Annotated in this window: 22 protein-coding genes and 1 pseudogene; 7 read left to right on the top strand and 16 right to left on the bottom strand. The window is 37.9% G+C overall.

Annotated features, from left to right (window positions below; genetic code table 11):
* Positions 1-269: 269 nt before the first annotated feature.
* The 5 genes from MT390_RS15685 to clcA form a co-directional block, all read right to left on the bottom strand.
* On the bottom strand, positions 270-3422 hold the full coding sequence (locus MT390_RS15685; protein ID WP_166372983.1) for an efflux RND transporter permease subunit: 3153 nt from the start codon (positions 3420-3422) through the stop codon (positions 270-272).
* 5 nt (positions 3423-3427) lie between these two features.
* Entirely contained in the window at positions 3428-4597 is a 1170-nt protein-coding gene (locus tag MT390_RS15680; protein WP_499442065.1) for an efflux RND transporter periplasmic adaptor subunit, read from the bottom strand.
* Positions 4598-4950: 353 nt separating this feature from the next.
* A complete protein-coding gene (erpA, locus tag MT390_RS15675) occupies positions 4951-5301 on the bottom strand; it encodes an iron-sulfur cluster insertion protein ErpA (RefSeq protein ID WP_028868371.1) in 351 nt (116 codons plus the stop codon).
* A gap of 79 nt (positions 5302-5380) precedes the next feature.
* On the bottom strand, positions 5381-6109 hold the full coding sequence (locus tag MT390_RS15670) for a DUF6776 family protein (protein ID WP_166372985.1): 729 nt from the start codon (positions 6107-6109) through the stop codon (positions 5381-5383).
* 11 nt (positions 6110-6120) lie between these two features.
* Complete coding sequence (clcA, locus tag MT390_RS15665) at positions 6121-7533, bottom strand: H(+)/Cl(-) exchange transporter ClcA (RefSeq protein ID WP_499442064.1); 1413 nt, start codon at positions 7531-7533, stop codon at positions 6121-6123.
* Between the two features lie 212 nt (positions 7534-7745).
* On the opposite strand from clcA, the gene hemL reads away from it, so the two are divergent.
* The 4 genes from hemL to rraB all read left to right on the top strand — a co-directional run bounded on the left by hemL (position 7746) and on the right by rraB (position 12882).
* On the top strand, positions 7746-9023 hold the full coding sequence (hemL, locus tag MT390_RS15660) for a glutamate-1-semialdehyde 2,1-aminomutase (RefSeq protein ID WP_499442063.1): 1278 nt from the start codon (positions 7746-7748) through the stop codon (positions 9021-9023).
* A 396-nt stretch (positions 9024-9419) separates the two neighbouring features.
* Positions 9420-11699: a DNA topoisomerase IV subunit A gene (parC, locus tag MT390_RS15655; RefSeq protein WP_499442062.1), complete on the top strand. Its 2280-nt coding sequence runs from the start codon at positions 9420-9422 to the stop codon at positions 11697-11699.
* A gap of 3 nt (positions 11700-11702) precedes the next feature.
* The gene (locus MT390_RS15650; RefSeq protein ID WP_166372989.1) at positions 11703-12446 is read left to right on the top strand and encodes a 1-acylglycerol-3-phosphate O-acyltransferase; all 744 of its coding nucleotides are present in this window, start codon (positions 11703-11705) and stop codon (positions 12444-12446) included.
* A gap of 70 nt (positions 12447-12516) precedes the next feature.
* A complete protein-coding gene (rraB, locus tag MT390_RS15645) occupies positions 12517-12882 on the top strand; it encodes a ribonuclease E inhibitor RraB (RefSeq protein WP_166372990.1) in 366 nt (121 codons plus the stop codon).
* 134 nt (positions 12883-13016) lie between these two features.
* Here rraB and MT390_RS15640 read toward each other — a convergent pair whose 3' ends face one another.
* The 4 genes and pseudogenes from MT390_RS15640 to MT390_RS15625 form a co-directional block, all read right to left on the bottom strand.
* Positions 13017-13424, bottom strand: a complete 408-nt coding sequence (locus MT390_RS15640) for a DUF2750 domain-containing protein (RefSeq protein ID WP_166372991.1) — start codon at positions 13422-13424, stop codon at positions 13017-13019.
* Positions 13425-13543: 119 nt separating this feature from the next.
* Positions 13544-13795, bottom strand: a pseudogene (ubiK, locus tag MT390_RS15635) (ubiquinone biosynthesis accessory factor UbiK); the annotation flags it as partial.
* A gap of 139 nt (positions 13796-13934) precedes the next feature.
* The gene (ilvY, locus tag MT390_RS15630; RefSeq protein WP_166372993.1) at positions 13935-14816 is read right to left on the bottom strand and encodes an HTH-type transcriptional activator IlvY; all 882 of its coding nucleotides are present in this window, start codon (positions 14814-14816) and stop codon (positions 13935-13937) included.
* 109 nt (positions 14817-14925) lie between these two features.
* A complete protein-coding gene (locus tag MT390_RS15625) occupies positions 14926-15795 on the bottom strand; it encodes a sulfurtransferase (RefSeq protein WP_499442061.1) in 870 nt (289 codons plus the stop codon).
* A 384-nt stretch (positions 15796-16179) separates the two neighbouring features.
* On the opposite strand from MT390_RS15625, the gene ilvC reads away from it, so the two are divergent.
* A complete protein-coding gene (gene ilvC / locus MT390_RS15620; RefSeq protein WP_028868380.1) occupies positions 16180-17661 on the top strand; it encodes a ketol-acid reductoisomerase in 1482 nt (493 codons plus the stop codon).
* Positions 17662-18300: 639 nt separating this feature from the next.
* Here ilvC and MT390_RS15615 read toward each other — a convergent pair.
* The gene (locus MT390_RS15615; protein ID WP_299669071.1) at positions 18301-18912 is read right to left on the bottom strand and encodes a YhgN family NAAT transporter; all 612 of its coding nucleotides are present in this window, start codon (positions 18910-18912) and stop codon (positions 18301-18303) included.
* A 233-nt stretch (positions 18913-19145) separates the two neighbouring features.
* On the opposite strand from MT390_RS15615, the gene MT390_RS15610 reads away from it, so the two are divergent.
* Positions 19146-19403 carry a DUF2999 family protein gene (locus MT390_RS15610; RefSeq protein WP_299669068.1) on the top strand — a complete coding sequence of 86 codons (258 nt, stop codon included), beginning with the start codon at positions 19146-19148 and terminating at the stop codon, positions 19401-19403.
* Positions 19404-19573: 170 nt separating this feature from the next.
* On the opposite strand, the gene MT390_RS15605 is transcribed toward MT390_RS15610, so the two are convergent.
* The 6 genes from MT390_RS15605 to MT390_RS15580 all read right to left on the bottom strand — a co-directional run bounded on the left by MT390_RS15605 (position 19574) and on the right by MT390_RS15580 (position 25397).
* Positions 19574-20461, bottom strand: coding sequence for a nuclear transport factor 2 family protein (locus MT390_RS15605; RefSeq protein WP_499442060.1), 888 nt, complete (start codon positions 20459-20461; stop codon positions 19574-19576).
* A gap of 191 nt (positions 20462-20652) precedes the next feature.
* The gene (locus MT390_RS15600) at positions 20653-21531 is read right to left on the bottom strand and encodes an AraC family transcriptional regulator (protein ID WP_499442059.1); all 879 of its coding nucleotides are present in this window, start codon (positions 21529-21531) and stop codon (positions 20653-20655) included.
* Between the two features lie 173 nt (positions 21532-21704).
* The gene (locus tag MT390_RS15595; RefSeq protein ID WP_499442058.1) at positions 21705-23201 is read right to left on the bottom strand and encodes a sensor histidine kinase; all 1497 of its coding nucleotides are present in this window, start codon (positions 23199-23201) and stop codon (positions 21705-21707) included.
* Positions 23201-23953: a response regulator transcription factor gene (locus MT390_RS15590; protein WP_499442057.1), complete on the bottom strand. Its 753-nt coding sequence runs from the start codon at positions 23951-23953 to the stop codon at positions 23201-23203. The genes MT390_RS15595 and MT390_RS15590 overlap by 1 nt, the downstream gene beginning before the upstream one ends.
* Positions 23954-24025: 72 nt before the next feature.
* Positions 24026-24715 (bottom strand): spondin domain-containing protein, encoded by a 690-nt coding sequence (locus MT390_RS15585; RefSeq protein ID WP_499442056.1) that lies wholly within the window; start codon positions 24713-24715, stop codon positions 24026-24028.
* A gap of 10 nt (positions 24716-24725) precedes the next feature.
* Complete coding sequence (locus MT390_RS15580; RefSeq protein WP_499442055.1) at positions 24726-25397, bottom strand: spondin domain-containing protein; 672 nt, start codon at positions 25395-25397, stop codon at positions 24726-24728.
* A 280-nt stretch (positions 25398-25677) separates the two neighbouring features.
* Here MT390_RS15580 and tcdA point away from each other — a divergent pair, with 280 nt between their 5' ends.
* On the top strand, positions 25678-26469 hold the full coding sequence (gene tcdA / locus MT390_RS15575; protein ID WP_166373003.1) for a tRNA cyclic N6-threonylcarbamoyladenosine(37) synthase TcdA: 792 nt from the start codon (positions 25678-25680) through the stop codon (positions 26467-26469).
* The last annotated feature ends 90 nt before the right edge of the window (positions 26470-26559 follow it).

Here is a 26559-nt window from a genome sequence, read left to right as displayed (position 1 = left end):
TTTATAAAAATAACAGGCATTAAATAATGTTAACTTTTGAGTTAATTCCAATATAGAAATATCTAACTGAACCTCTGTAGTGAACAGTTTATATCTGTAGAGAAGTTACCCATCGTCCTCAAAACTGACAATAATACTATTTGATTAAGTACTAACTCTTTAATATCAAGAGGAAAAAAGGTCATAAAATGCGTCTTCGGCGTTACTTTTTATCATTCAATAAACAGCATAAATAAAAGCACACCTTTAATTTCAGCGCATGTTAAACATCATTCAGCAGAGTTGCAAGTGTTGTCAGCAGTGCTTTTATCTTTACCTTGTAAGCATTTTCTCCACCAAACGCCAACGTTTGCACCGAGCATTAATAAACAAGGCGTTAGAATTAAAGTTAATACCGTTGCAAAGGTTAAGCCACCCGCAATAGCAGTCGCCAATTGTGCCCACCATTGTGTTGATGGAGCGCCAAATTCAATGGTTTGATTAAAAAAGTCTAAGTTTACTTTCATCACCATCGGCATTAACCCTAAGATAGTCGTAAATGTCGTTAATAAAACAGGACGTATACGCTGCGCGCCAGTCATTAAAATAGCTTGTTTAGTCGCAATACCTTGTGCTTTTAATACGTTGTAAGTGTCAATCAAAACAATATTGTTATTTACCACAATCCCAGCTAGGGCGATCACACCGATCCCTGACATAACAATGCCAAAGGCACTTTGACTAATAAACAAACCAATAAACACACCTGCAGTGGAAAAAATAACCGCACTTAAAATTAAAAAGGCTTGATAGAAGGAGTTGAATTGTAATATTAAAATTAATGCCATTGCTGCCAGAGCAACCATAAATGCATTTTTTAGAAAAGCAGCCGCTTCTTCTTCATCTTCATTTTGCCCTCGTATTTTAAGTGAAATACGAGGATCGAGTTGTAAGCTAGGGAGTTGTTTTTCTAATTCAGGTAAGAGTAAGCTCAAGTTATAACCTGCTGCCATATCTGCACCTACCGTCATCACAATACGACTATCTACTTTTTGTATCGCGGACTTTTTAGCGACTGGCGTTAAGGCAACAAAATGGCTCACTGGTATATGACCCAAAGGGGTTTGTAGACGTAAATCGGCGAGTTTTCCTAAACTACGCTCCTGTTCAGGGTAACGCACTCGAATATCTAATTCATCATCAACATCATCGGGGCGATAAGAACCAAGCATTAAACCATTAGTTAAAAACTGCACACTACTACCTAATAATGTCGCATCTGCACCATAACGTGCGGCATCAGCTCGATTAATCTGAAACTGCCATTCCACGCCAGGCTTGGCACTGTCGTCTTCGATATTTACTAAATATGATTTTTGTAATAACGCATCGTGAATTTTGTCTGCAGCTTGCTGTAACAACTCAGGAAAGCGAGAACTAATTTCGATTTGTAAATCTTTACTTGAAGGCGGTCCCGCTTGATCTTTCTTTAACTCAATCTCTACTCCCGGTAAATCCTCAGTTCGGTTTTCAATATCACTTATAATTTGATTAGCCGCACGCCTGTCTTGCCAATCCTTTAAGTTAATACGCATGCTGCCAACGATTCCCTCCGTTGAATCTCCCGTTTTCACATATAACGTTTCTATTTCATCAGCTAGCGGCAGAATACGCTGTTCAATACGCTGCATAATTTGATCTTGTTCATCAATTGAAAAATCACCATAGGAGCGAACTTTGACATTGATACCATTGGGTTCAACTTGAGGAAAAAACTCAACGCCTAAATTAGATTGCTGGAATAAAAAAATGCCCGATGACGCAATTAATATTGCCGCCAATAAGACTAACCAAGGAAAATGAAGTGCTTGGTTTAATGTCTTAACATAACGTCCAGTGAATCCAGAAAGCTTTAATAGTTCGCCTTCTTCTGCCATTTTTGCATTATGCTTTTCTTTTGCCGTTAATAGCCGAGTTTTACCAAAAACGCTGCCTAATACCGGAATAAAAATAAGAGCCATCAATAACGATGCGGTTAATGTTGCCATCAAGGTTAATGGCAAATACATCATGAATTCACCAGTCACACCAGGCCAGAATAATAAGGGTGCAAAAGCGGCTAAAGTGGTGGCAGTGGAAGCAATAATTGGCCATGCCATACGTTGTGCGGCATCAAGATACGCTTTATGCTTAGCCACTCCAGCACTCATTTCACGATCCGCAAATTCAGTGACCACTATCGCACCGTCAACCAACATACCGACAGCCATGATCAAAGCAAAAAGCACCACAATATTAACGGTAATGCCTGACACCCATAACACTAAGATACCGGTTAAAAATGACCCTGGAATAGCAATCCCAACTAGTGCAGCGCTGCGAATACCAAGTACCGCAATAATTACAATAACCACTAGAAGTACAGCACTGAGTACATTATTTTGTAAGTCATTGAGCATTATTTTTACATCTTTAGAACTGTCTCCGGCATAACTGACATGAATATTATTAGGTAATAGCTCTTGGCTCTCAGCCATCGTTTGTTTTACTTTCTCAACCGTTTCAATAATATTTTCGCCAGGTCTTTTAATAACCTCTAACGAAACAGTAGGTAAACCATTCACTCGCACAAATGAACTTGGGTCTTTAAAGGTACGGCGTATTTTAGCGACATCGGCAAACGTGATCACACTATCACCCGTCACTTTTATTGGCATCGACATGACATCTTTTATGGTCGAAAACACAGAAGGTACTTTTATAGGAAAGCGCCCTTTCCCTGTATCCAGCACTCCCGCTGCAACTAAACGATTATTGCGTGAAACTAAATTATAAATGTCGTTCATATTAAGCTGGTAGCTTTCCATTAACAGTGGATCAATAAGAATTTCCACCATGTCTTCTCGGTCACCACCAATATTCACTTCTAAAATTTCAACAAAGCCTTCCAGCTTGTCTTGCATTAACCTAGCAATATTTATTAATGCCCTTTCAGGCACACTCCCCGAGAGTAAAACCGTTAATGCCGGATTTTCTGTTGCAAGCGTTACTTGCTTAATAATCGGCTCTTCACTTTCCTGCGGTAGTTTTCCCTTTGCTTGATCAACTTTTTCGCGCACATCTATCAACGCCGCTTTTATATCAATATCGATATAAAACTCAAGTACAACGGAAGCATGCCCCGAGCTGGCGGTTGATTTCATCTCTTTAACACCTTCTAAACTCCGTAACTCTTGCTCTAGAGGTCTTAAAATAAGGCGTTCACCATCCTCAGGGGAAATTCCTTCATGCGTAATGGAAACATATATAACAGGGATTTTAACGTCGGGATCAGCTTCTTTGGGAATATTAATATAAGCATAAAGCCCGGATATCAGTAAGAATACAAGCAACATTAATACCGCACGTTTTCTAGATAATGCACCGTGAATAATTGTTTTCATGGTGATTACTCCTGACTGCTAATAGACGTATTCTCGAGCGAAGATTTACTTTCTGACTTATTTTTCTCAAATTCAGCTTGATCCACCGCATCAACCTGATCGCCAACTTTAACAAAACCTTGCCCTAAGGTAATAATATCAACGTCGCCCTTAAAGCCTGATAACCAAACACCATCGTTATCAGTTTCTACTAAAGTAATACCTTGAAATCTAACTACACCATCTTGCACCAGTTTTACACCGAGGTTACCTTGTTCATCTAACGCCAATGCGGAAGGAGAAACATAGATTGCCTCAACTTGATATAAAGGAATGGCTAACTTAGCACTAATACCCGACAGTATTTTTTGCTCTGGATTAGGGAATTCAATTTCTACTCTAAAGGTACTACTATTACTATCTGCCATAGCGGCAATAAAAGAAATTTCCCCTTCTATTATCTCACCAGACAATAAGGTTGCCGTTACTGTTTTCCCTAACTTTAAATCATCCATATGATGCTCAGTGGCATCACCTCTAATCACAATCGGATCCACATTTTCAAGGCGAAATATTGGGTCACCTACTTGTAAATAATCACCTAAATCAGAAAATTGTTGTTGCAAAATACCGTTAAAGGGAGCGACTACATTGGTACGTTTCAATGATAACTGTAATTGTGCGAGGTCCGTTTGCGCAGATAAAAACAGACTATTTTCTTCCGCAAGGCGAACACGCCCTTGCAAGCCTTTGTCATTTAATGATTTTACCGCTTTATAGGTGAGTTCTCGTTCAATCAAACTCGCTTTAGCTTGTTTTAATTTTGCCGGTAACTCACTCTGTTCAATATTAACAATACTTTTATTACGGTCTACATAATCACCTTTACGGCTGTTCATTCTGATTATTTTACCCGCGACTTCAGCGCGAATAATAGCACCACTATTAGCTTCGCTTTTTCCATAAAGCGTCAGGAATTTAGTAATTTTTTTAGTCTTAAAATGTGTTGTTTGCACTTTAGGCAGTGTTTTTTCTTGCTCATCAACCGTGGCTTGATTGCTGATAGGGGCATGATCTTCGCTATCTTCAGTTTTTGTATAAGCAGGCAGTAGCATCCAAACTAACAATATCAATACAATCGCTAGCGCAATCAGGTAGGGTCTTAAGGTAATAAAAGTAATAATGCGTGAGAACATAAGTTGCCCTAAAAAATAAATGACCGTATTAGGTTATCGCCAAGGCATTATGTTTACGCAGTAGATTTAAGTCATCAGCAATGAGTCCAATAAAAATAAGACTTTAGCACTTACTTTGATTAAATAGTCTGAGCTTGTACACAACAATTACAATACACAGAATTTAATAAAGAATGACGTATAGAGGATTGGTCTAAGAAGTTGAGGGGTTGATCTAGAGTTGGGAGTTTATATAGAGATATTAATGTTCACTAATAACAATAAAAGGATTTAATGCCCACAAATAACAATAAAGTGAGCATTGGCATTTTCAACGGTAGCGCTTGGCACCGAATAGTAGACCCGTAAAGAATTTAGATAGAGAATGAAGATCCACAACCACAAGTTGCTGTAGCATTCGGGTTATTAACTAAAAAACGAGAACCTTCTAAACCATCAACAAAATCCACTGTACCTCCAACAAGATATTGCAAGCTCATAGGGTCAACAGATAAGGTCACACCACTGTTTTCAATTAAAGTATCGTCATCATTTACTTTTTCATCAAAAGTGAAACCATACGAAAAACCAGAACAACCGCCGCCTGTGACATAAACACGTAATTTCAGATCAGGATTTTCCTCTTCTGCAATCAACGTTTTAACTCGATTTGCTGCGTTATCACTGAAATAAATCGGTAACGCTATTTCCACTTCGCTTGTCATTATAATTTTTAGTCCTATTAGTTTGCCCGAACCTATTATCTAATACCTGACTAATTTGTTCAAGTATAAGCGGAATGATTTATTCACTCTCTTCTTGAGTTTCTAATTCTTTAAGCGATGAACCACCATTTTCGATAAAATCTTTCCAGTCATAAATTTTTTCTACACGTTGAGAGCGACTCCAACGAGAACCTTTTGCATCAGCAGATACAAATATTTGCTCCACTTTTGCCTTTTTAGGTAACACAAACTCGCCCTTTAGCGTTTGGAAATATTTAAACTTAAATGCACCACTAAAGTCTTTATCAAGCTCGCTCAACTTAATTGGTTTTGCAGTACCCTCACTGTCATCGGCGCCAGCAAAAGTAATATCTACATTTCCCGTTAAAACATGTCGCCCAGTTTGAGTTTGCATTAACACTAACTCATATGACCAATGATTTTTTTCTGCAGCCTGAGTGACGGTAAATGAATAGACATTTAATCCGCTTACAGAAAGACCAGGTGCAACCACTTGCTCATAAAAATATAACTTATTATTACTCGCATCTAGCGCTTGGTTCAGCGTTTTATTTTCAACAACTAATGTTTCATTAACTTGCTTTTCAGCGATAAAATCGGCTTGAATTAAACTTAACTGTTGGGTTAGCTCTTGATTTTCTGCATTTAGGCTGGCGGCATCTAACTCTAATAAATGAATACTATTGTATAAAATATCTTGTTTAAATTTGCCTACCATAAAACCAAAATATGCAAACAATAAGCTGATAATTAACCATTTAAAAAAGCTCTTTCTATAACCGCGCATACACGTCCTTCTTACTTATATTTGTCATTAATACGGAACATCGCTTTATCCGTTGTTTGTTGACGTTTGGCACGCATTGATAATTTCAATGTTCTTTCTAATAATTGAGTATAAATAGGACGTCCCCCTAACGTTTGAGCAACCATAGTGGCGCCTAAACAAGTAACAATTAAAGGTAAAATCATTTCATAATTACTGGTCATTTCTATTACCAATAAAATGCCAGTGATCGGCGCACGTACTGTTGCCGCAAATAACCCGCCCATTCCAGCAATTGCAAAAGCGCCAGGGTCAGTTATCAAGTCAGGAAATAATGCCTGTGCAATAACGCCAAATAACATGCCAAATAAAGTACCTAACGCAAGCGTTGGTGCAAACACGCCGCCGGGAGCACCTGATCCAAAACTGATTAGGGTGGTAAATGTACGTAAAATAAATAAAATCAACAACCCACCAGCAAGGTATTGCCCGCCTTCAACATGCGGAATTAATTCAAGACCGCTGAATGCAATATCAGGTTCAACTACTGATAACGCACCAAATAATGCACCTAAAAACAAACCAATCGCCACAAAACGCCAACGCTGACTTTTATGAATAGATAAAAACATATCCTGTGTCGCTAAGATCATTTTATTAAAAAAGATACCAATTACACCAAAACAAAAACCTAAAATAAGGTAAAAACCTAGTGTATATAAATCAGGGTGAGAGTATTGAGTAACCGTTACAACGGCATCTTGATCAGTGAACAAGCGCATCACAATAGTCGCCATAACCGCACTCATGAATACACTCTTAGTAGAAGTTAGACTGTAATTGAATTGTGACCGCATCTCTTCAATAACAAACATGATGCCTGCTAAGGGGGCATTAAACGCGGCGGCTAAACCACCGGCAGCACCGGCAGCTAATAAAGCTTGAGCATCCACTTTATCCACTTTGAATAAATCTGAAATCATTCGACCAACATTAGCACCAAGCTGAACAGAAGGTCCTTCACGTCCTAATGCCATGCCACTACCTAAGGCCAGCAAACCGCCAAAAAACTTAACCGGTATGACACGCTTCCAACGTACTGGTCGCATCCCTTCCATCGCCCCTTCAATTTCAGGAATACCACTACCGCCGGCTTCAGGTGCAAAACGATGTGTGATGTAAAAAGCAGTTCCAGCCATTAAAGATGAGACAGGAATAGCAATCAACCATAATGGTAGACCGCTGTCACCATAGGTATGAATGAACTCAAGACGCATTTCTGACACCCAAACAATACCATGGTCAAACAATGCAGAGACAGTCCCCGCTATGATCCCAATAAAAATAGAAAGCCAAATTAATAGAGCGCTGCTTTTTCTAGTGAAAAAACGGTCAATAAAACTTTTTAAGCCATTAATAAACAACGAGGGCAATGCTATTTTCATAAATGCAGTACAACCTAAAACGATAAAGTGAAGGAAAACTAATATAATAAAAAATAATGATTAAAATTACTTGATTGGTATCATGTTAACAAACATTTAGCCGATAAACCTCTGTTAAAAATCATTATCTACTCTGCTTTGCCAGTTGCATCTTCATTTATGATGGGTATATTGCAGTTTCTCTCAACTTAAAAATAATTAATGGGATGCTTATGAGCAAATCAACAGAACTATTTAACCGTGCACAATCTATTATTCCTGGTGGCGTTAATTCACCAGTTCGCGCATTTAATGGCGTTGGTGGCGGCCCGTTATTCATACAAAAAGCACAAGATGCTTACATCTATGATGTAGATGACAAACAATATATCGATTACGTGGGTTCATGGGGTCCAATGATTCTAGGACATAATCACCCAGCGATTAAAAAAGCCGTGATTGATGCCGCTGAAAATGGACTTAGTTTTGGCGCGCCAACTGAAATTGAAATCACCATGGCAGAAAAAGTACAGCAGCTAGTACCATCTATGCAACAAGTTCGCATGGTAAGTTCTGGTACTGAAGCGACGATGAGTGCAATTCGTTTAGCTCGCGGATTTACAGGCCGAGATAAAATATTAAAATTTGAGGGTTGTTATCACGGCCATGCTGATTCTTTATTAGTCAAAGCCGGTTCTGGTGCATTAACTTTGGGTCAACCAAGCTCACCAGGCATTCCTGCTGATTTTGCTAAACATACTTTAACGGCTACCTTTAACGATCTCGCTTCTGTTGAAGCATTATTTACAGAATATAAAGATCAAATATCTTGTATTATCGTTGAGCCAGTTGCAGGCAACATGAACTGTATTCCACCAGTACCAGGTTTCTTACAAGGGTTACGAGATATTTGTGACCAGCACAAAGCATTGTTGATTTTTGATGAAGTGATGACCGGCTTTCGTGTTGCTTTAGGTGGCGCTCAAGCGCTTTATAACATCAAACCAGATTTAACAACCTTAGGTAAAGTGATTGGCGGCGGCATGCCTGTCGGCGCATTTGGTGGTAGCCGTGAAGTGATGCAATTTATCGCACCTACTGGCCCTGTTTACCAAGCGGGTACATTATCAGGCAACCCAATAGCAATGCATGCAGGTTTAGCGTCATTAACGGCTTTAGATACTCCTGAATACGATCAATTAGCCATTAAAACTAAGCAACTTGCAGAAGGCATAAAGCAAGCGGCGGATGAAGAAGGTGTTGCACTTAGTATCAACTATGTTGGTGGTATGTATGGTTTATTCTTTACAGATGAGCCTAAAGTGACTAATTTCCAACAAGCTTGTGCATGTGATATTGAAAAATTCAAAAAATTCTTCCACTTGATGTTAGATCAAGGTATTTATCTTGCGCCTTCTGCATTTGAAGCAGGATTTTTATCATTAGCGCATACCGAGCAAGATATTAACAATACGATATTAGCGGCTAAAAAAGCATTTTCACAAATGTAAACATTACTACCTTCTTAAGAAGAGAAGGTTAAAGTGTATTACCGGCATAAGATTGCAAGCTAGACAGTCACTGTGATAGTGATTGTTTAGCTTTTAACTTATTTCGCTTTACCTTGTTTCGCTTTTATTTTGATGCATACACCTTTTGATATTGCCCTTGTTATATGTATCCTACTACACCGAACCTTTATCAAATCACAGCACAACTTTCCTGCTATTTAATCTTTATTTTTAGCACCAAAACAATCCATTAAAGCTAACTGATTGTAATTTAGCCCTATAAGCGCAATTTTTTCCCACTTAATTCGCACAAATTCATTTCTATTTCAGTCTTAGAATGCAAGTGCTGTATACTCTCGCTTTATTTATTCAATATCAATGATAGGACCGTACAATATGAGTGATGTGTTAGACATGAGTTTAGAAGGCGTGGAGCAATTATCGCTCGCTAAATTTACTGAAGATGCTTATCTCAACTATTCCATGTATGTGATCATGGATCGTGCACTTCCGCATATCAGCGATGGTTTAAAACCCGTACAACGTCGTATTGTTTTCGCGATGTCTGAATTAGGTTTATCGGCTTTAGCAAAATATAAAAAATCAGCTCGTACCGTCGGTGACGTATTAGGTAAGTATCATCCCCATGGTGATAGTGCTTGTTATGAAGCAATGGTATTAATGGCACAACCCTTCTCTTATCGTTATCCGCTAATTGATGGCCAAGGTAACTGGGGAGCACCCGACGACCCTAAATCATTTGCAGCAATGCGTTATACCGAATCCCGTTTGTCTGCTTTTTCTGAGTTATTACTATCAGAAATTGGCCAAGGTACTACCGATTGGAAACCTAACTTTGATGGCACCTTAAAAGAACCAGAGTTATTACCCGCTCGTTTACCGCATATTCTATTAAATGGCATCACAGGTATTGCCGTCGGTATGGCGACAGATATTCCGCCGCATAATGCACGAGAAGTGGCCGACGCTTGTTTACATTTGATTGATAATCCTAAAGCGTCTTTAGAAGATTTAATGCAATTTGTGCAAGGCCCTGATTATCCTACTGAAGCAGAAATCATTACACCGCGCAGTGAAATCGTCAATATTTATAAAACAGGACGAGGCAGTTTTAAAAGCCGAGCTGTGTACGTAGTAGAAAGTGGTGAAATAGTAGTCACTGCTTTACCGCACCGAGTATCCGGCGGAAAAATATTAAAAGACATCGCTAAACAGATGCAGGATAAAAAGCTACCGATGGTCGCTGATTTACGCGATGAATCAGACCATGAAAATCCAACGCGCTTAGTGATCATTCCGCGCTCCAACAGAATCGATATTGAAGCCTTAATGAATCATCTTTTTGCTTCTACGGATTTAGAGGTCAGCCACAAAGTAAACCTTAACATGCTTGGATTAAACCAACGCCCAAGTGTTAAAGGCTTAGTCACGATTTTAAGTGAGTGGTTAGTGTATCGTCGCAATACGGTTCGTCGTCGCTTACAACACCGTTTAGATAAAATACTTGCGCGTGTGCATATATTAGAAGGTTTATTAATTGCTTATCTTAATATTGATGAAGTGATTGAAATTATTCGTACCTATGATGATGCCAAAGCTGAGTTAATGTCTCGATACCAATTATCAGACACACAAGCGCATGCTATTTTAGAAATTAAATTACGCCAACTAGCCAAACTTGAAGAGATTCAAATTCGCGCTGAAATGGCCGAGCTATCTGAAGAGCAAAAGAAATTAGAGCAACTACTTAGCTCAGACAGACGTTTAAATACGCTAGTGAAAAAAGAGATCAAAGCGGATGCTGAGAAATACGGTGATGATCGACGCTCACCAATGGTTGAAAGGTTAGAAGCAAAAGCATTAACTGAAAAAGAATTAATGCCAAGTGAATCCGTCACCGTTGTATTATCAACACAGGGTTGGGTACGCAGTGCAAAAGGACATGATGTTGATCCACAAGCCCTAAGTTTCAAAGCCGGTGACGAATATTTAACAAGTTGTCAGGGTAAAAGCAATCAAAGCTGTTTATTCATTGATACCACAGGGCGAGTTTACTCTTTAGATGCGCACTCATTACCGTCAGCTCGATCTCAGGGTGAACCATTAACGGGGCGTTTTAATCAAAATGAAAATGTACCTTTTGCCTGTGTATTAATGGGCGATGATTCCGACCGCTATATTATCAGCAGTGACCATGGTTATGGATTTGTCGCTAATTTAAGTGATATCAATAGCCGTAATAAAAACGGTAAAGCATTAATCAACTTAACCACTAATGCTCATTTACTTGCGCCACAGAAATTATCAAATAACAAATTCGATTTATGCTTAACCATCAGTAATGAAGGTCGTATGTTAATTTTCCCAGTTGCAAGCTTACCAAGCTTGAGTAAGGGTAAAGGTAACAAGATGATAAACATCATGACAGCTAAAGCGACTAAACGAGAAGAGTTTGTTACTATGCTGAAAATTATCTCGCCAGAAAGTGCAGTCACCTTGCACGCAGGTAAACGTAAGCTTACTTTAAAGCCAAATGATTTAGCGCATTATCAAGGTGAACGTGGTCGTCGTGGTAATAAATTACCACGAGGTCTGCAACGCGTTGATAATGTTGAAGTCATTACATCTGAAGTTGAACAAGAAGAGAACCAATAAACTATGTTATTTATTATCAGAGCAATTTTAATTATTGTTGCCGTTATTTTAATGAGTGTGTACTCACTCTTTTATTGTATTTTGAGTCCACGCAACCCTAAAAACACCTATCATTTTGCAATGTTATTTAGCAAAATGTCACGTTTAGTCGGATTAAAAGTGACTATTCGAGTGCCTGAAAGTGCTAAAAATAATGGTTCGGTTGTGTATATTGCAAATCATCAAAATAATTACGATATGGTGACAACAACAGGCGCAGTACAACCTGGATCTGTAACCATCGGTAAAAAAAGTCTGGTATTGATTCCATTCTTTGGCATTATTTATTGGTTAACAGGTAATATCTTAATTGACCGTGACAATAAGGATAAATCTAAAAATACGATCACTGATGTAGTAGATCAAATGCGCGATAAAAATTTAGGCGTTTGGATTTTTCCAGAAGGCACTCGTAGTCGTGGCCGTGGTTTAATGCCATTTAAAATGGGGGCATTCCATACGGCGTTACAAGCCGGTGTAAATGTAGTACCAACGGTTGTCTCTAATACACATCAACAAGTTAACTTAAATCGTTGGGATAATGGCGAAGTGATTGTTGAAATGTTAGAGCCGATTGATATTACCCAATACAAAAAGCGTGAAATTCGTCGTCTCATGAATGATTCATACGACATCATGTTAGCAAAATACAAACAACTTAATAAAGAAGTGAATCGTCCAGATTCTAATAGTAACTGTTGTGATTAATTAAACTGTCTCTATTCATTGAAAAGCACCATGAATAGAGGTTGTAAACCTTGATATAGAAGAGATAAAAATGTCAGAAGAACTTACACACGAAGAATTATTAGCAGAATTAGCTGAAGAAACAGCAGACATTGTTGAAGCTATTTTAGAAGATGGCAGTAACCCTGATGCTGTTTATATGATAGAACATCACTTATCTTGTGATAACTTTGACGTATTAGAAAAAGCAGCGATTGCTTGTTTCAAAAAAGGTTATGAGGTAACTGACCCTGAGGAGCTAGAGTTAGAAGATGGCTCAATTATTCTTAGCTTTGATGTGGTTGTTGAAATGAATTTAGATGAAGAAGCTATTTTTGAAGACGTAGAAAAACTAGTCGCATTAGCTGAGTCATTTGATATTGATTATGATGGTTGGGGCACTTACCCTGAAGAATAAGGTTTAACTACCTTATTAAAATTGATAAAAAAACCAAGCGACGAGCTTGGTTTTTTATATTTTAGCCATTTATTTCAAAAAACAATCATTTTACAAAACACAATCTCTGCACAAAGAAACAATCGTTCTCAAAATCAAACTGCTTCTGTTGCTTCAGGTTCTACTTCAACGTCTGCATCATCAACTTGAAATTTTTCAATTAATGCATTTTTTAAGACCATTGCTTCAATCTCTAAACCACACAACTCTTCATCCCAGTTAACGCCCGCAAAAACTTGCTGTTTTTGCATGCCGTCTAACCATGATTCAAAGAAAACCTCTAAAGCAATAGGTTCAACTTTGTAGTTTGCCCACTCTTCTGATTTTAACTTCTCAGCCAAAGCGGCATCAGACCAAAATAAATAAACAGCAGTGGCATCTTTGTTGTCATGTGCATGGCAATTTGCCCAGCCTAGCGTTTCATCAAATAAACCAAATAATTCATTGTTTGCAGCGACTTGTTCTACAAATAGTTCTGCACGTTTTAAATATTGTTCTTTCATTTGATTCCTACTTACGCTTGTTCGTTGTTTTGTGAAACATTTTTTGAAAGGTTTGTTGAATTCTTTTCTGATTGACTTTCTGTTTCGCTTTGTGGCTGACTTTGAGCTGCATTAGGTGCTTTATTCTGCTCTAACTTAGCTTCTAATTGTGCAAATTTCTCTTCCATTTGGTTGAGTTTTTCACGAGTGCGCAATAGTACATGTGTTTGCACATCAAACTCTTCGCGGCTAACCATGTCTAACTTGCCTAGTTGAGCTTGTAATACTTGCTTCACTTTTCGGTCAATTTCATTACCAAAGCTTTTTACACCTTCAGGCATTGCATCACTGACTTGCTTTGCTATTTCTTCTAATTTCTGTGGATTAAACATAAAAAGCTCCTTAATATTTAACCGCTATTGTAAACCCCAGTCCATTTAATTTCTATGGGAATATCCGGCATTGCTTATTTTTTGACAAGTAGAGGAGCAATAATCAATTGCCACAATCTATAAATTTGATGCTCTCTGTTTAACTTTCAACACAATTCAAAAAAGCATCAATCAAGGGTTCAGATAAACGAGTTTTGTAACAGCAAACACCCAAATTAAAAGACGCGATTTCCCCAATCCCAGACAAGCTTTGTACACGGTATCGGACAGGACTATTTTCCACAACAACATCCGGGACAATTCCCACTCCACAACCTAAAGCCACCATGCTGATCAAGGCTTCATGGCCTGCTACTTTTGCATATATTTGTGGTTTACCTGATTTTAGTGATCGGAACCAAGTATCGAAACGACGACGTATTGGGCCATGCTCAGGTAAAATAAAGGGGATATTTTTCCAGTCCATCGGTAATTGTTTGATCATTTGAGTCACTGCGCAAGGTATGGTCGGAGCGACAATCGATAAGGGAATTTCAGCTAATTGGCTAAAGTGTAAACGAGCGGGAAAGTTATCTGGAAAAGCCGTGATAGCAAAATCGACTTGGTGCTGCATTACTTGCTCAATCGCGACGGCACTATCACCCGTAGATAGTTTAATATCGACATTAGGATGAATACGCCTAAATCGTTCTAGAATAGGAGGAAGATGGCTATAGGCAGCGGTAACCGAGCAGTATAAATTAATTTCACCTTCTAATTCATTCGTACCTTTAGTGATTGAATGCTTAAGCAGTTCCCATTGCTCTATTTGTTGAGTGGCAAACTGTTTAAAAGCCACGCCCGCTTCAGTTAATAACACTGATCGATTATCGCGTATTAACAAGCTACAACCAAGTTCGTCTTCCAAACGTTGAATAAGTCGGCTTAAAGTAGACGGACTCACGTGCATGGCTAACGCGGTTTTTGAAAAATGTAAGCTTTGACTTAAATGGACAAACGTTTGCAATGACTTAATATCCATTTAACGTGCCCCATTTATTTTATTTAACATTCTTTTATTTGGTATTATGATCTTCACACTATGATCTTCATATTATGGTTTTACTCTGTTGCGTGACTTTTTAAAAAAGCTAATCCGTCACTTTTTGCACAACAGGTAAATTATCATTTGCGCCCCACTCACTCCATGATCCGTCATAAACACTTAATGCATCATAACCTGCAATTTTAGCGGCTAAAGCAAGAATACAAGCAGTCACACCGGAGCCACAACTGAATACCAAGCGTTGTTTTTGCGGCATTAAAGCCTCAAATACTTGCGCCAATTGGTAAGCACTTTTCATGGTTTTATTATTCAATATTTCTTCAATCGGTAAATTTATCGCTGATGGCATATGCCCTGAACGTAATCCAGGTCTAAATTCAAGCTCTTCGCCTAAAAAGCGGGCTTTAGGTCTGGCATCAATAATCGATACCCCTTGTTTATCAATAGCATCATGTACCTGTTCTTTATTGCTGATTAATTCAGGTTGATAGATTGCTTTAAAATCACCTTGTTGATACCCATCAGTACAAGGAGGTTGAGTATCTACGGTCAATCCTGCTTCTTTCCAAGCTGGCAAACCACCATCTAATACAGCAATATTATTAAACCCCATCGCTTTAAACATCCACCACACTCTTGGACTGGAGAAAATACCAACACTGTCATACACCACAATCGCATGGTCATTATTAATACCCAATAATTGTGCTGACAATTCAAAATGCTGTGCAGTCGGCATCATATGAGGTAATGCACTTTTTTTATCACACACTTCGCGGTCAAAATCGAAAAAACGAGAATTATCAATACGTTCAGTCAACCACTCTTGATAACCGTTGCGCATTGTCATCGGCATATGCCAGCTTGCATCTAACAAAATCAAGTTTGTATGGTGTAAGTGTTCAGCCAACCATTCGATCGATACCAAGTCACTCGGCAATACCAGTGAAGACATAAAAATTCCTTTTAAGACAACAAGATAAGAAAATGTAAACGTTAACAATTACTAATTATAAAGCAACCTATTCAAATCAACAATAACCCTACAAGGGTTCAACATACAGTATTGTTAAATGGGGTGTGATAAAAAAGTAATGCTTTTTCTATAAATGCAATAATAACGGCAGTATATTTCATTTATTGCAACATGACATTGCTAATATATCATTTTGCGCAATATTACTTATACGTTATAGTGACCACCGAAATGTAAACAACGTTCAATATTAAACGTTATATATAATTGTATTAAGTATTAGATCTAAGTTTTCAGTAAAAATAGAACACTTAAAGATTACAATTAATTTACCCCTATTAATTTATTTTGGAGCTCAGCTAAATGGCTAACTACTTTAACACTCTTCCTCTACGTGAGAAGTTACATCAACTAGGTCAATGTCGTTTTATGGATCGCAGCGAATTTGCTGAAGGAAGTGAAGCATTAAAAGGTAAAAAAGTAGTTATCATCGGTTGTGGTGCACAAGGTTTAAACCAAGGTTTAAACATGCGTGATTCAGGCCTTGACGTTTCTTACACTTTACGTGCTGCAGCTATCGCTGAAAAACGTCAATCATGGAAAAATGCTACGGAAAATGGTTTCACAGTAGGTACTTACGAAGAACTCATTCCACAAGCTGACTTACTATGTAACTTAACACCTGACAAACAGCATACAGCGGTAGTCGGTGCGGTTATGCCTCTTATGAAAGAAGGCGCTACACTAGCTTACTCACACGGTTTTAATATTGTTGAAGAAGGTATGCAAGTACGTGAAGATATCACTGTCATCATGTGTGCACCTAAATGTCCTGGTTCTGAAGTACGTGAAGAATACAAACGTGGTTTCGGTGTTCCAACACTAATCGCTGTTCACCCAGCAAATGATCCACAGGGTCACGGCCTTGCATGGGCTAAAGCATACGCATCTGCTACAGGTGGTGATCGTGCTGGTGTTCTTATGTCTTCTTTTGTTGCTGAAGTTAAATCTGACCTGATGGGTGAGCAAACTATCCTTTGTGGTATGTTACAAACTGGCGCAATCCTAGGTTACGAAAAAATGGTTGCTGATGGTCTTGAGCCAGCATACGCTTCTAAACTAATTCAATACGGTTGGGAAACAGTAACTGAAGGTCTTAAATACGGCGGCATCACTAACATGATGGATCGTCTATCTAATCCAGCTAAAATCAAAGCGTTTGATATGTCTTTACAACTTAAAGATATCCTACGTCCACTATTCAACAAGCACATGGATGACATCATTGAAGGCGAATTCTCTGCAACTATGATGGCTGACTGGGCTAACGATGACGTTAATCTACTTAAATGGCGTGCAGCAACAGCTGAAACTGGTTTCGAAAAACAACCAGCTGGTGACATGGAAATCGGCGAACAAGAGTTCTACGACCACGGTATCTTCTTAGTTGCAATGATCAAAGCAGGTGTTGAGCTAGCATTTGAAGCGATGACTGCATCAGGTATCATCGAAGAGTCTGCATACTACGAGTCTCTACATGAAACACCACTTATTGCTAACACTATCGCTCGTAAGAAACTTTACGAAATGAACGTTGTTATCTCTGATACAGCGGAATACGGTTGTTACCTGTTTGACCACGCTGCAAAACCACTACTTGCAGACTTCGTTAAAGCAATGAGCCCACAATACCTAGGTTCAGCACTTGAAGTTAAGTCTAACTCTGTTGATAACGCGCGTTTAATCGAAATCAATGAAGAAATTCGTAGCCATCCAGTAGAAATCGTAGGTAAGAAACTACGTGGTTACATGAAAGACATGAAAACAATCGTTGAAGCTTCTTAATTATTAGTTAAGAATTAACTAAATAAGTTTTCTATTTAAGCCAAGCATTTGCTTGGCTTTTTTATGTCTTTTGAAAAGTAAGAAACTACGTGGCGTTATGAAAACACGAAACACATGAAAACTATCGTAGAAGCTTCTCTTAATTATTAGGTGATAGTTAAGAATTAACTAAATAAGTTTTCTATTTAAGCCAAGCATTTGCTTGGCTTTTTTGTACCTTCTGAAAAATAAGAAACTAAGTGACGTTATGAAAACACGAAAGACATGAAAACTATCGTAGAAGCTTCTCTTAATTGTGAGGTGATAATTAGTTAATAGTTAACTAAATAAGTTTTCTATTTAAGCCAAGCATTTGCTTGGCTTTTTTATGTTTTCTGAAAAGTAAGAAACTACGTGGCGTTATGAAAACACGAAAGACATGAAAAAAATCGTTGAAGCGTCTCTTAATTGTGAGGTGATAATTAGTTAATAGTTAACTAAATAAGTTTTCTATTTAAGCCAAGCATTTGCTTGGCTTTTTTATGTCTTCTGAAAAGTAAGAAACTACGTGGCGTTATGAAAACACGAAACACATGAAAAAAATCGTTGAAGCTTTTTAATGTTTAAGTTCGTTACGTCTTAAAAAGAAACGAGGATGTGTTATGCGAATGTCGGTAATAACGAGCGTATACCATCAATAAACATCTGTACTGACATGATCAGTAGTAACATGCCCATTAACCTTTCTAACGCTTTTAGGCCTTTGGTTTTTAGAATCTTATAAAGTTGTGTCGAGAATAATAAAACCATGGCCGATAACAACCAAGCTAATAATAATGAAGCAAATAATTCACTGGTATGCTCTGCATTAGTTTTAGCTAATACTAACAATGTTGCTAATGCGGCAGGTCCGGCAATCATTGGCATTGCAATCGGAACGACTAAGGGTTCATCTCCTTTTGTCGTAGCAAATAGATCTGAGCCATCGGAATTAGGAAAAATCATTTTCAAAGCAATTACAAAGAAAATAATTCCACCAGCAATCGTTATTGCCTCTGTTTGAAGGTGAAATAAACTTAAAAAGTGCTCTCCAAAAAACAGGAAAATAAGTAATATAACTAAACCAATCACCATCTCTCTAACAATTATTGTTGCATGCCTTTTCTTATCTATATTTTTTAAAATACTTAATAATAAAGGCACATTGCCTAATGGATCGAGTATAAAAAATAATAAAATAGCTGTAGAAAAAATCGGAAATGAATTTTCCATAGAAAAGCACCTTATGCATTAATAAATGAGAGAATTAAATGCTGGTTATTGTAGGGGGTTAAATATAGAGAGCAATGTGTTTATAGTGTTTACTAGTCAATAAGCAATTAACTAATCATCAGTAAATAAGTAAACCAAGTAATGAGCCTTCGCATTATGTATTGTTAATAGCGCATACAAGCCATATAATTTATTCAATACGCTTACCCATAATGTAAAATACAAGGTTATCAATGAATCCAATTATTACAATTTTAAAAGAACACAACGTAAGTGATGAAAAAGTAAAATCACTTTTTGAAGCATTAACTCAAAATCCTATGATGGCACTAAGCCTTGTGCAGGAACTAGGTATTCCTCCTGAACAATTAAAGCAGTTGATGGGGACAATAATGACTCAACCTCATTTAATTAAAGAAGCAACAGATGAACTAGGTTTAGACTTTGCAAAAGTACAAGAAGCAAAAGACAAATTAAATAATCCAGTTTAATTTAATCCAGTTTAATTTAATCCAGTTTAATTATCAGCTAAAAGATAGGCGCCTGTCATTAGAGTGTTTCAAAGCATTGTTACTTAAAAGCTAAAAAATGCCGTTCAACTTGTGTGAGCGGCATTAAATAAGACCCTGTAAATAATTAAGAGGATAAACTCGCTAGTAAATTAAAAACCGAATTTTCCGTTATTATTTTTCCATTCTGATTCAGTGGGGATATTTTCAATGGTATCCCAATGCTCTACAATTTTACCGTTTTCTACACGAAATAAATCATAGAATGAAACGTGCTTATTCATAAAAGTACCTTCATTGATCGATAGAACAAAGTTACCTTCCCCTAAAATCAGATGATTTTTAGTCACAATCATTGGCATATTCATTTTCGCAAGTTCGCTTAACGCGTTACCTAGTCCACTTAAATCATCAGCAATTGCAGAATTATGTTGAATATATCCCCCTTTTTTAGGGCTAATAAAATCACCAATTTTAGCCATATCACCATTAATTAAAATTGTATTAACAAAATTACTCACTAGCACTTTATTTTCTGCTGTTTTATCTATATCAGTTACTTTAGTGGGGCCATCAAGTTGCGAGCGACCACTAGGATTGATAGGAGCAATGGCTTGTAAGTTATCCCAATGCTCGACAATTCTTCCATCTTCAAATTTGAATATATCAAATCCAACTTTAGGACCAAAAAAATCATATTCGGTATGTGTGACGGTGTAAGCACCATCGGTAAATGCACGTTTAACTTGTGCTTTTGCACTGCCTTTAGGCAATTGATGAAGCACTTCACCAAAACATGCTAAGCCATCTTTTACCGCTAAGTTATGTTGAACATATTTATTAGGATTAATGTAATTAATCGCTTTGACATCGCCAGTTTCTATACTTGAAATAACCGCAATGGCTTTTTCTTTATTGCTCAGTGTCGCGTCTGTATCAAGCGAATTATTTACTGCTGCACAGGCACTTAAGCTAAGTACTGCAGCGGCTAATATGCCGCGTGAAAGTATTGAAATTTTATTATTGTTTAGCATAGTCATTATGAACGCCCTTTTGTGGTCAATGCTTTAAATTATTCACTACTAATGAATAATGCTTGTTGGTTATATTTGTTGGTGATACTGAATATGACAACATTCTAAGGGGGATGGTGAAAAGGCAATAGAGTGTAGGTGAGCTTTTAAATGGTAAAAATCGAACCTATACCCAAAATAGAATGTGCAATTAAAACCTATAGGACAGGTATTTTATACTGCTTCTGAAATTGACTCGGTGTCGAGCCTACATGTTTCTTAAAATATTTTACAAAATTACTAACATCATCAAAACCAAAGTCATAAGCTAATTTTTGAGTGCTTAAGTTAGCAATGACTAAACGACGTTTCATCTCAATTAGAGTGAAAGCATCAATCATATTCTTAGCGGTTAAACCGGTACTAAGCTTACAAATAATATTAAGTGTTTTATAAGTAATATTGAGCTTATTTGCATACCAGTTTGCATCACGAGTTGTTAAAAAATGTGCTTGCAACAAACTAAAAAAATCCCCCAGTTTAATACTTTGCCCTGTACTTAGGTTATCGTGACGCGATTGCGGGCGCAGTCTGTGTAGCATCAGTGCTAATGTGGAAAATAAATACATGACGATTAACGGGTCAGATGCTACATGCTTAATTTCGTGGCACATTTCATTTATAAACGTGTTGATACGAGAGTGATTTTCAGTATCAAGCATAAGCAGTGCACTATGTTGCTGGTTTAAATGTGTAGGCGTGTAATTAGGTAGGCGCATGTTGGCATGTACACGGTCTAAGAATTTTTGTGTAAATAAAACAATATGCCCTTGTGGCTGAGCACTAAAGTCAAAGGCATGCACTTGTTCTGGTTGTACAAAGATAAGCGAACCAGGAGAGAAATTAACCGTTTTAAAGTCAACCATATGCTTCCCCTCCCCTTGATCGATACAAATTAATATAAAAAAAGAAACACGATGCGGTAGCTGGGGATTGTGTGAATTAATGTCTGTTAAATATAAGCGACTTAAAGGAATAACTTCCAACTCAGCTTGTTCACTTTTATTATGATTAAAACTTATATGTGGAATGTTCATGTTAGCTCAATGCAAATGCGGTCAATTATCTAAAGGGTATCAAGTTTAGGTATAAGTACTATTACAGGCTAAAGGAATACTAACCATCTTATGTATAGAGTGCTAATAATGACATATTTGGCTTATGATAATTACCATTTTTATTGGTAACGAATAAACAAATTAATACCGTATCATGATCCTATTTTAGTCAAACAAAAATTGAAGCTTGTCCCTTTACCTATTTGGCTTTTTACCTTAATTTCAGACTGTAATAAACGTAATAACTTTTGTGTGATAGCTAATCCCAAACCACCGTGTTCTTTACTGTCACAAATAGCATTACTAGCACGGTAACGAGCATCAAAAATATACGCTAATTCATTTTCATTAATTCCAGTACCATTATCGATAACCGATAGATTAAGTTGGTTATTTGTCTTTTCATCAACCTGTATTGTAATTTTTCCACCTGTTGCGGTATGCCTAATCGCATTATCAATTAAGTTACTTAATATCCTTTCTAATTTACCGATATCTGTATAAACCAAAAACTCACATTGCTCGGGAGATATATTCAGGGTTAACCCTTTTTCTTGTAAGCGATGTTGAAATTTAGCGGCAATGTCATGTAATAACTCAGCCAAAGGAAAGGTCTCTAAATCTAAAGTGACTTGTCCACCATCTAGATGTGCTAATTCAAAAATTTGATCTACTAGTTTTTTTAGTTGATTCGCATTTTTAAAAGCAATATCGATAAATCGCTGATGTTGTTCGCTACTGAGTTGAGCCCCTTTTAATTGAATCGTTTCAAGGTATCCCTGTAAAGCAGCAAGCGGTGTACGTAAGTCATGAGAGAGATCCGTTAACATCTCTCGTCGTTTTTTGTCGTTTGCCTGTAATTGCACAAATTGATAATTAATTTGCTCAGCCATTTCATTAAACGCACTGCCTAGCTCATGAATTTCATTATGCTTAGCCGCTGGCCATTGCTGTAATATGACCTTGTTTTTTTCAAATCCAGCTTGTTTAAAGGCACGAATGTTTTCGGTCAACTTTTTTAAGGGATGAGTCAAAAAACGCAATAACGCCATCAATACTAAAAAAAAGAAAACCATCACACTAAATAAAAAAACCAACGATTGTGAGAGATGTTGTTCTGACAAAACGTCGGCAAAAATCGAATCATACTTTTCACCACCAATGATGATATATAGATAACCTTGTAAATTATCACCATTATAAATAGGTGCCGCTGAGAATATTTTTTGCGCACAACTTCCACCCGTACATTGATTCCGCGGATCGTCTCCATAGATAGGTAAAGGTTTTTTATGAGCTATAAAATCAACTAAAGGCGTAATGCTAACTTGTTCACGCTTTACTTTACCTGGCTCAGCTGAATAACTGAGAATACTGCCACTCGGGGCAATAAAATAAAACTCAAAGCTTGGTCCCAGGATCATTAAACTATGGAACAGGTTTTTTAATTCACGATAATCATAAACGCCTTCTTTTAATAAAGGGTTATCGTTGCCTAAGTGCTCGGCTAATTGAAGGTGCAAACGCTGCTCAGCTTCATGACGAGAGCTGACTTCAAGTTTTGCAGACCACCATGCAAATGTGCAGGCAATAGCAATAAAAAGGAGTACTAACGCAATAGTAATGCGCTGATAAAGAGAAAGTATCATCAAGCAACACCTTCAGGGCTAAACTTATAACCCACGCCAAAAACGGTTTGAATGATCGCTGGCATTGTCTTATTAGTCACTTCAGGTTGCCCTATCACTAATTTATTACGTAGGCGATTAATATGTGAATTAACCGTATGTTCATAACCACTATGTTGATAGCCCCATACTTTATCTAATAGCTGAGCACGAGAAAAAACTTGGCTAGGGTGTTGCGCCATGAAACACAGTAGGTCAAATTCTGTTGAGGTCAAATCAATGCTTGTTTCACGCAGAACGACTTCATGTGTGCGACGATTAATCATTAATTCACCATGGCAAATGATGCTATTTTGTTCACCATCAGTAGATGTGTGGGTGGTCTGAGCTTGGTTATTTTGCAATAAATGCACTCGACGCAAAAGCGCATGCACCCGTGCTTGCAACTCTCTAACACTAAATGGTTTAGACATGTAATCATCGGCCCCTAATTCAAGGCCAACGACTCTATCAATTTCAGAGGTACGTGCAGTTAACATTAAAATTGCTTGCTCTTGCTTTACTTCTCTGACTTTTCTACACACATCTAAACCACTACAACCAGGTAAAGTGATGTCTAGTATCAAGATAGAGAAATCATTACTTAAGGCTTGTATAATCGCCTCTTCACCATTATCACAGTGAGTAACTTGTAAACCTAAATCTTGCATATGCACTTTAACCAATTCCGCGATATCTTGGTCATCTTCAACGATTAAAATGCTATCTGCCATGATTCATCTCACTATCAATTTTGCCTATTCACTATCCTAACAACTTAGCTACAACAAATAGGCTTTAATGGTTTATTTAATGCGTGTAATAGTAACAGACATCACAGGGTTATCGAACTTCTGCTGATAAGTGAGAACGGAGGTACTCAAACCATCATCACCACTGATAATACCAGCATGCATCGCTACAAAGTTGTTTCTATCATCGCGATCAGGATTATAAGCCTCCCCACCAGCTGCGGGGCCAGGAACAGTTTCTGCACTTTCGCTGTTCGCTTCTGTGCCAGCGTCGTAAGCCAATGTGCGATAAGTCACTGAATCATTAACAGCAAAGCTTTCTAACGCTATTTTATTAAGACCTGTAAACGCATCATTTGAATTACCTAACATACTCGCAAATGACAAATAACTCACCGTGTTAGTATAAGAAACAGTTACCGTTGTTGTCTCGCCGGGTAATACAGGTCCAGTACTCTGTGCAGAGCTTGTGACTATGCTGCTACTTTGTAACTGGCTACTATCGCCCGATTCAGCCAATAGTTCTAAGGCATCGGAAGCTGTCTCTCCAACACGCCATAGTTCACCGTTATTATGTAAGATCAACGCTGGTGGTGAAATAGGCTGACCATTGGTTAAATTACTTAGGGTTACTTGATACGTTACAGGCGTTGTAGTTACTGTAGCGGAATTCGTATTGTCATCACAGGCCACTAATATGAGAGCGGCCGTTGTCGCCAACGCGACTTTAGTCAATTTAATCATTAAAGCCTCCTTATTCGACAACAACGGTCAACTTTGCGACAGGATTTAACCAACGATGTACACGGCTGTCAAAGTCACTGATACCGGCATCAGAGTCAGAATCACCAATCACTCCAGGATGGATATGGACATTGCTATTACCTATTTCAGCGGTCACACCCGATGCGCCCGTTGACGTTATCCCAATAGGATTGGGTACATTACTAATAATTTCATCATTTGCTTCTGTGCCTGCGTCGTAGGCATTTAATAGCACAGTATAAGTACCCGCTTGAGTGGGTATCTTCCAGCTATCTAAACCAACAAAACCATCATTAGTTGGCAGCATCATGGCCGCTAAAGAAAGGTAATCATTACCGTCACTATTAGTTAAAGTGAACTCAGTGTTAGCACCCGATCCTAATAAACCACCAGCGGGATTAGTAACAATATCCGCACCGTAACCACTTAATAATACGTTCACTCCGCCGATACTTCCGCCCTCAGCTAATGCTTGTAGTTCATCAGAGGCAGCTTCAGCTGAATGAAAAATAGCAGCTTGTGAATCATGTGCTGCGGCAATAACAGGTGTAAAGCTAATACCTTGGGTTAAATTAACCAGTGTGATAGTTAAGTCTTGCGCTTGGCTTGCTACACTAAATAAACCTGCAAAGCCTGCGGCAATAAGATGCTTGTTTGACATGAAAAAACTCCCTTTAATCGTAAATGAATTATTTATATTTAAATATGTTTTGAATATTGTTTTGAATATTGTTTTGAATATTGTTTACTGGGTTGATGGAGAGAGTATGCCCATGAGATATCACGCGGTTATCACGAAGGCTTCACTATTTAGTGTTGAATTGTTCGCATTGTTATTACAACTATTGTCGAGGTTAATGGTTAAATAATGACGCGTGTTTTTTTGCATATTCATTAACAGTACGTATAATCCGCCTTTCAAAAATCAATAAGAGCGAACCATGAACGAACAATACGAGAACCGCTTTGGTGGGATAAAACGTCTATATGGCACCACTGCACTACAAAAATTCCAAAACAGTCATATCTGTGTGATTGGAATTGGTGGCGTTGGCTCTTGGGTTGTTGAATCATTAGCCCGTTCAGGTATTGGAAAAATCACATTAATCGATATGGATGACCTGTGTGTCACGAATACTAATCGCCAAGTACATGCATTGGCGGAAACCGTTGGCCAGCAAAAAATTGAAGTGATGGCAGCGCGCTGCAAACAAATTAATCCAGATATTATTGTTAATTGTATTGATGACTTTATTGATAAAGAAAACTGTTTTGAATATTTGTCTAAGGACATGGATTACATCTTTGATGCCATTGATAGTATTCATGCCAAAGTCGCTTTGGTGGCGCATTGCAAACGTAATAAATATCCTTTGCTCACCTGTGGCGGTGCCGGTGGCCAGTTAGATCCAACACAAATCCAAGTAACCGATTTAGCCAGGACAATCCAAGATCCGCTGGCGGCAAAAGTGCGCTCAGAGTTACGTCGACACTTCAACTTTACCACCAACCCCAAACGTAAATTTCGTATCAACTGTGTCTTCTCAACGGAGCAATTAAGTTACCCAGATATGAATGGGGAAGTATGCAAAGAAAAAGCAGAGTCAGACGGTAATATGAAGATGGATTGTGCCAGTGGTTTTGGCGCATCAACCATGGTCACAGCAAGCTTCGCTTTTGTGGGTAGCGCGTTTATCCTTAAGAAAATAGCTGAAAAAGCTAAAAGTGAATAAAGCACAAAATAAAAGCATTTAACCACGAAGCGCTACGCTTCACGAAGAACACGAAGTAAGAAAAACAGGAAGTTTAAAAGCTAACAAAAC

The sequence above is a fragment of the Vibrio sp. 2-Bac 85 genome (genome assembly GCF_037546705.1).
Lineage (GTDB): Bacteria > Pseudomonadota > Gammaproteobacteria > Enterobacterales > Psychromonadaceae > Psychromonas.
Note: the sequence above shows the minus strand (reverse complement) of the source record. Positions and strands in the feature narration are given on the sequence as shown.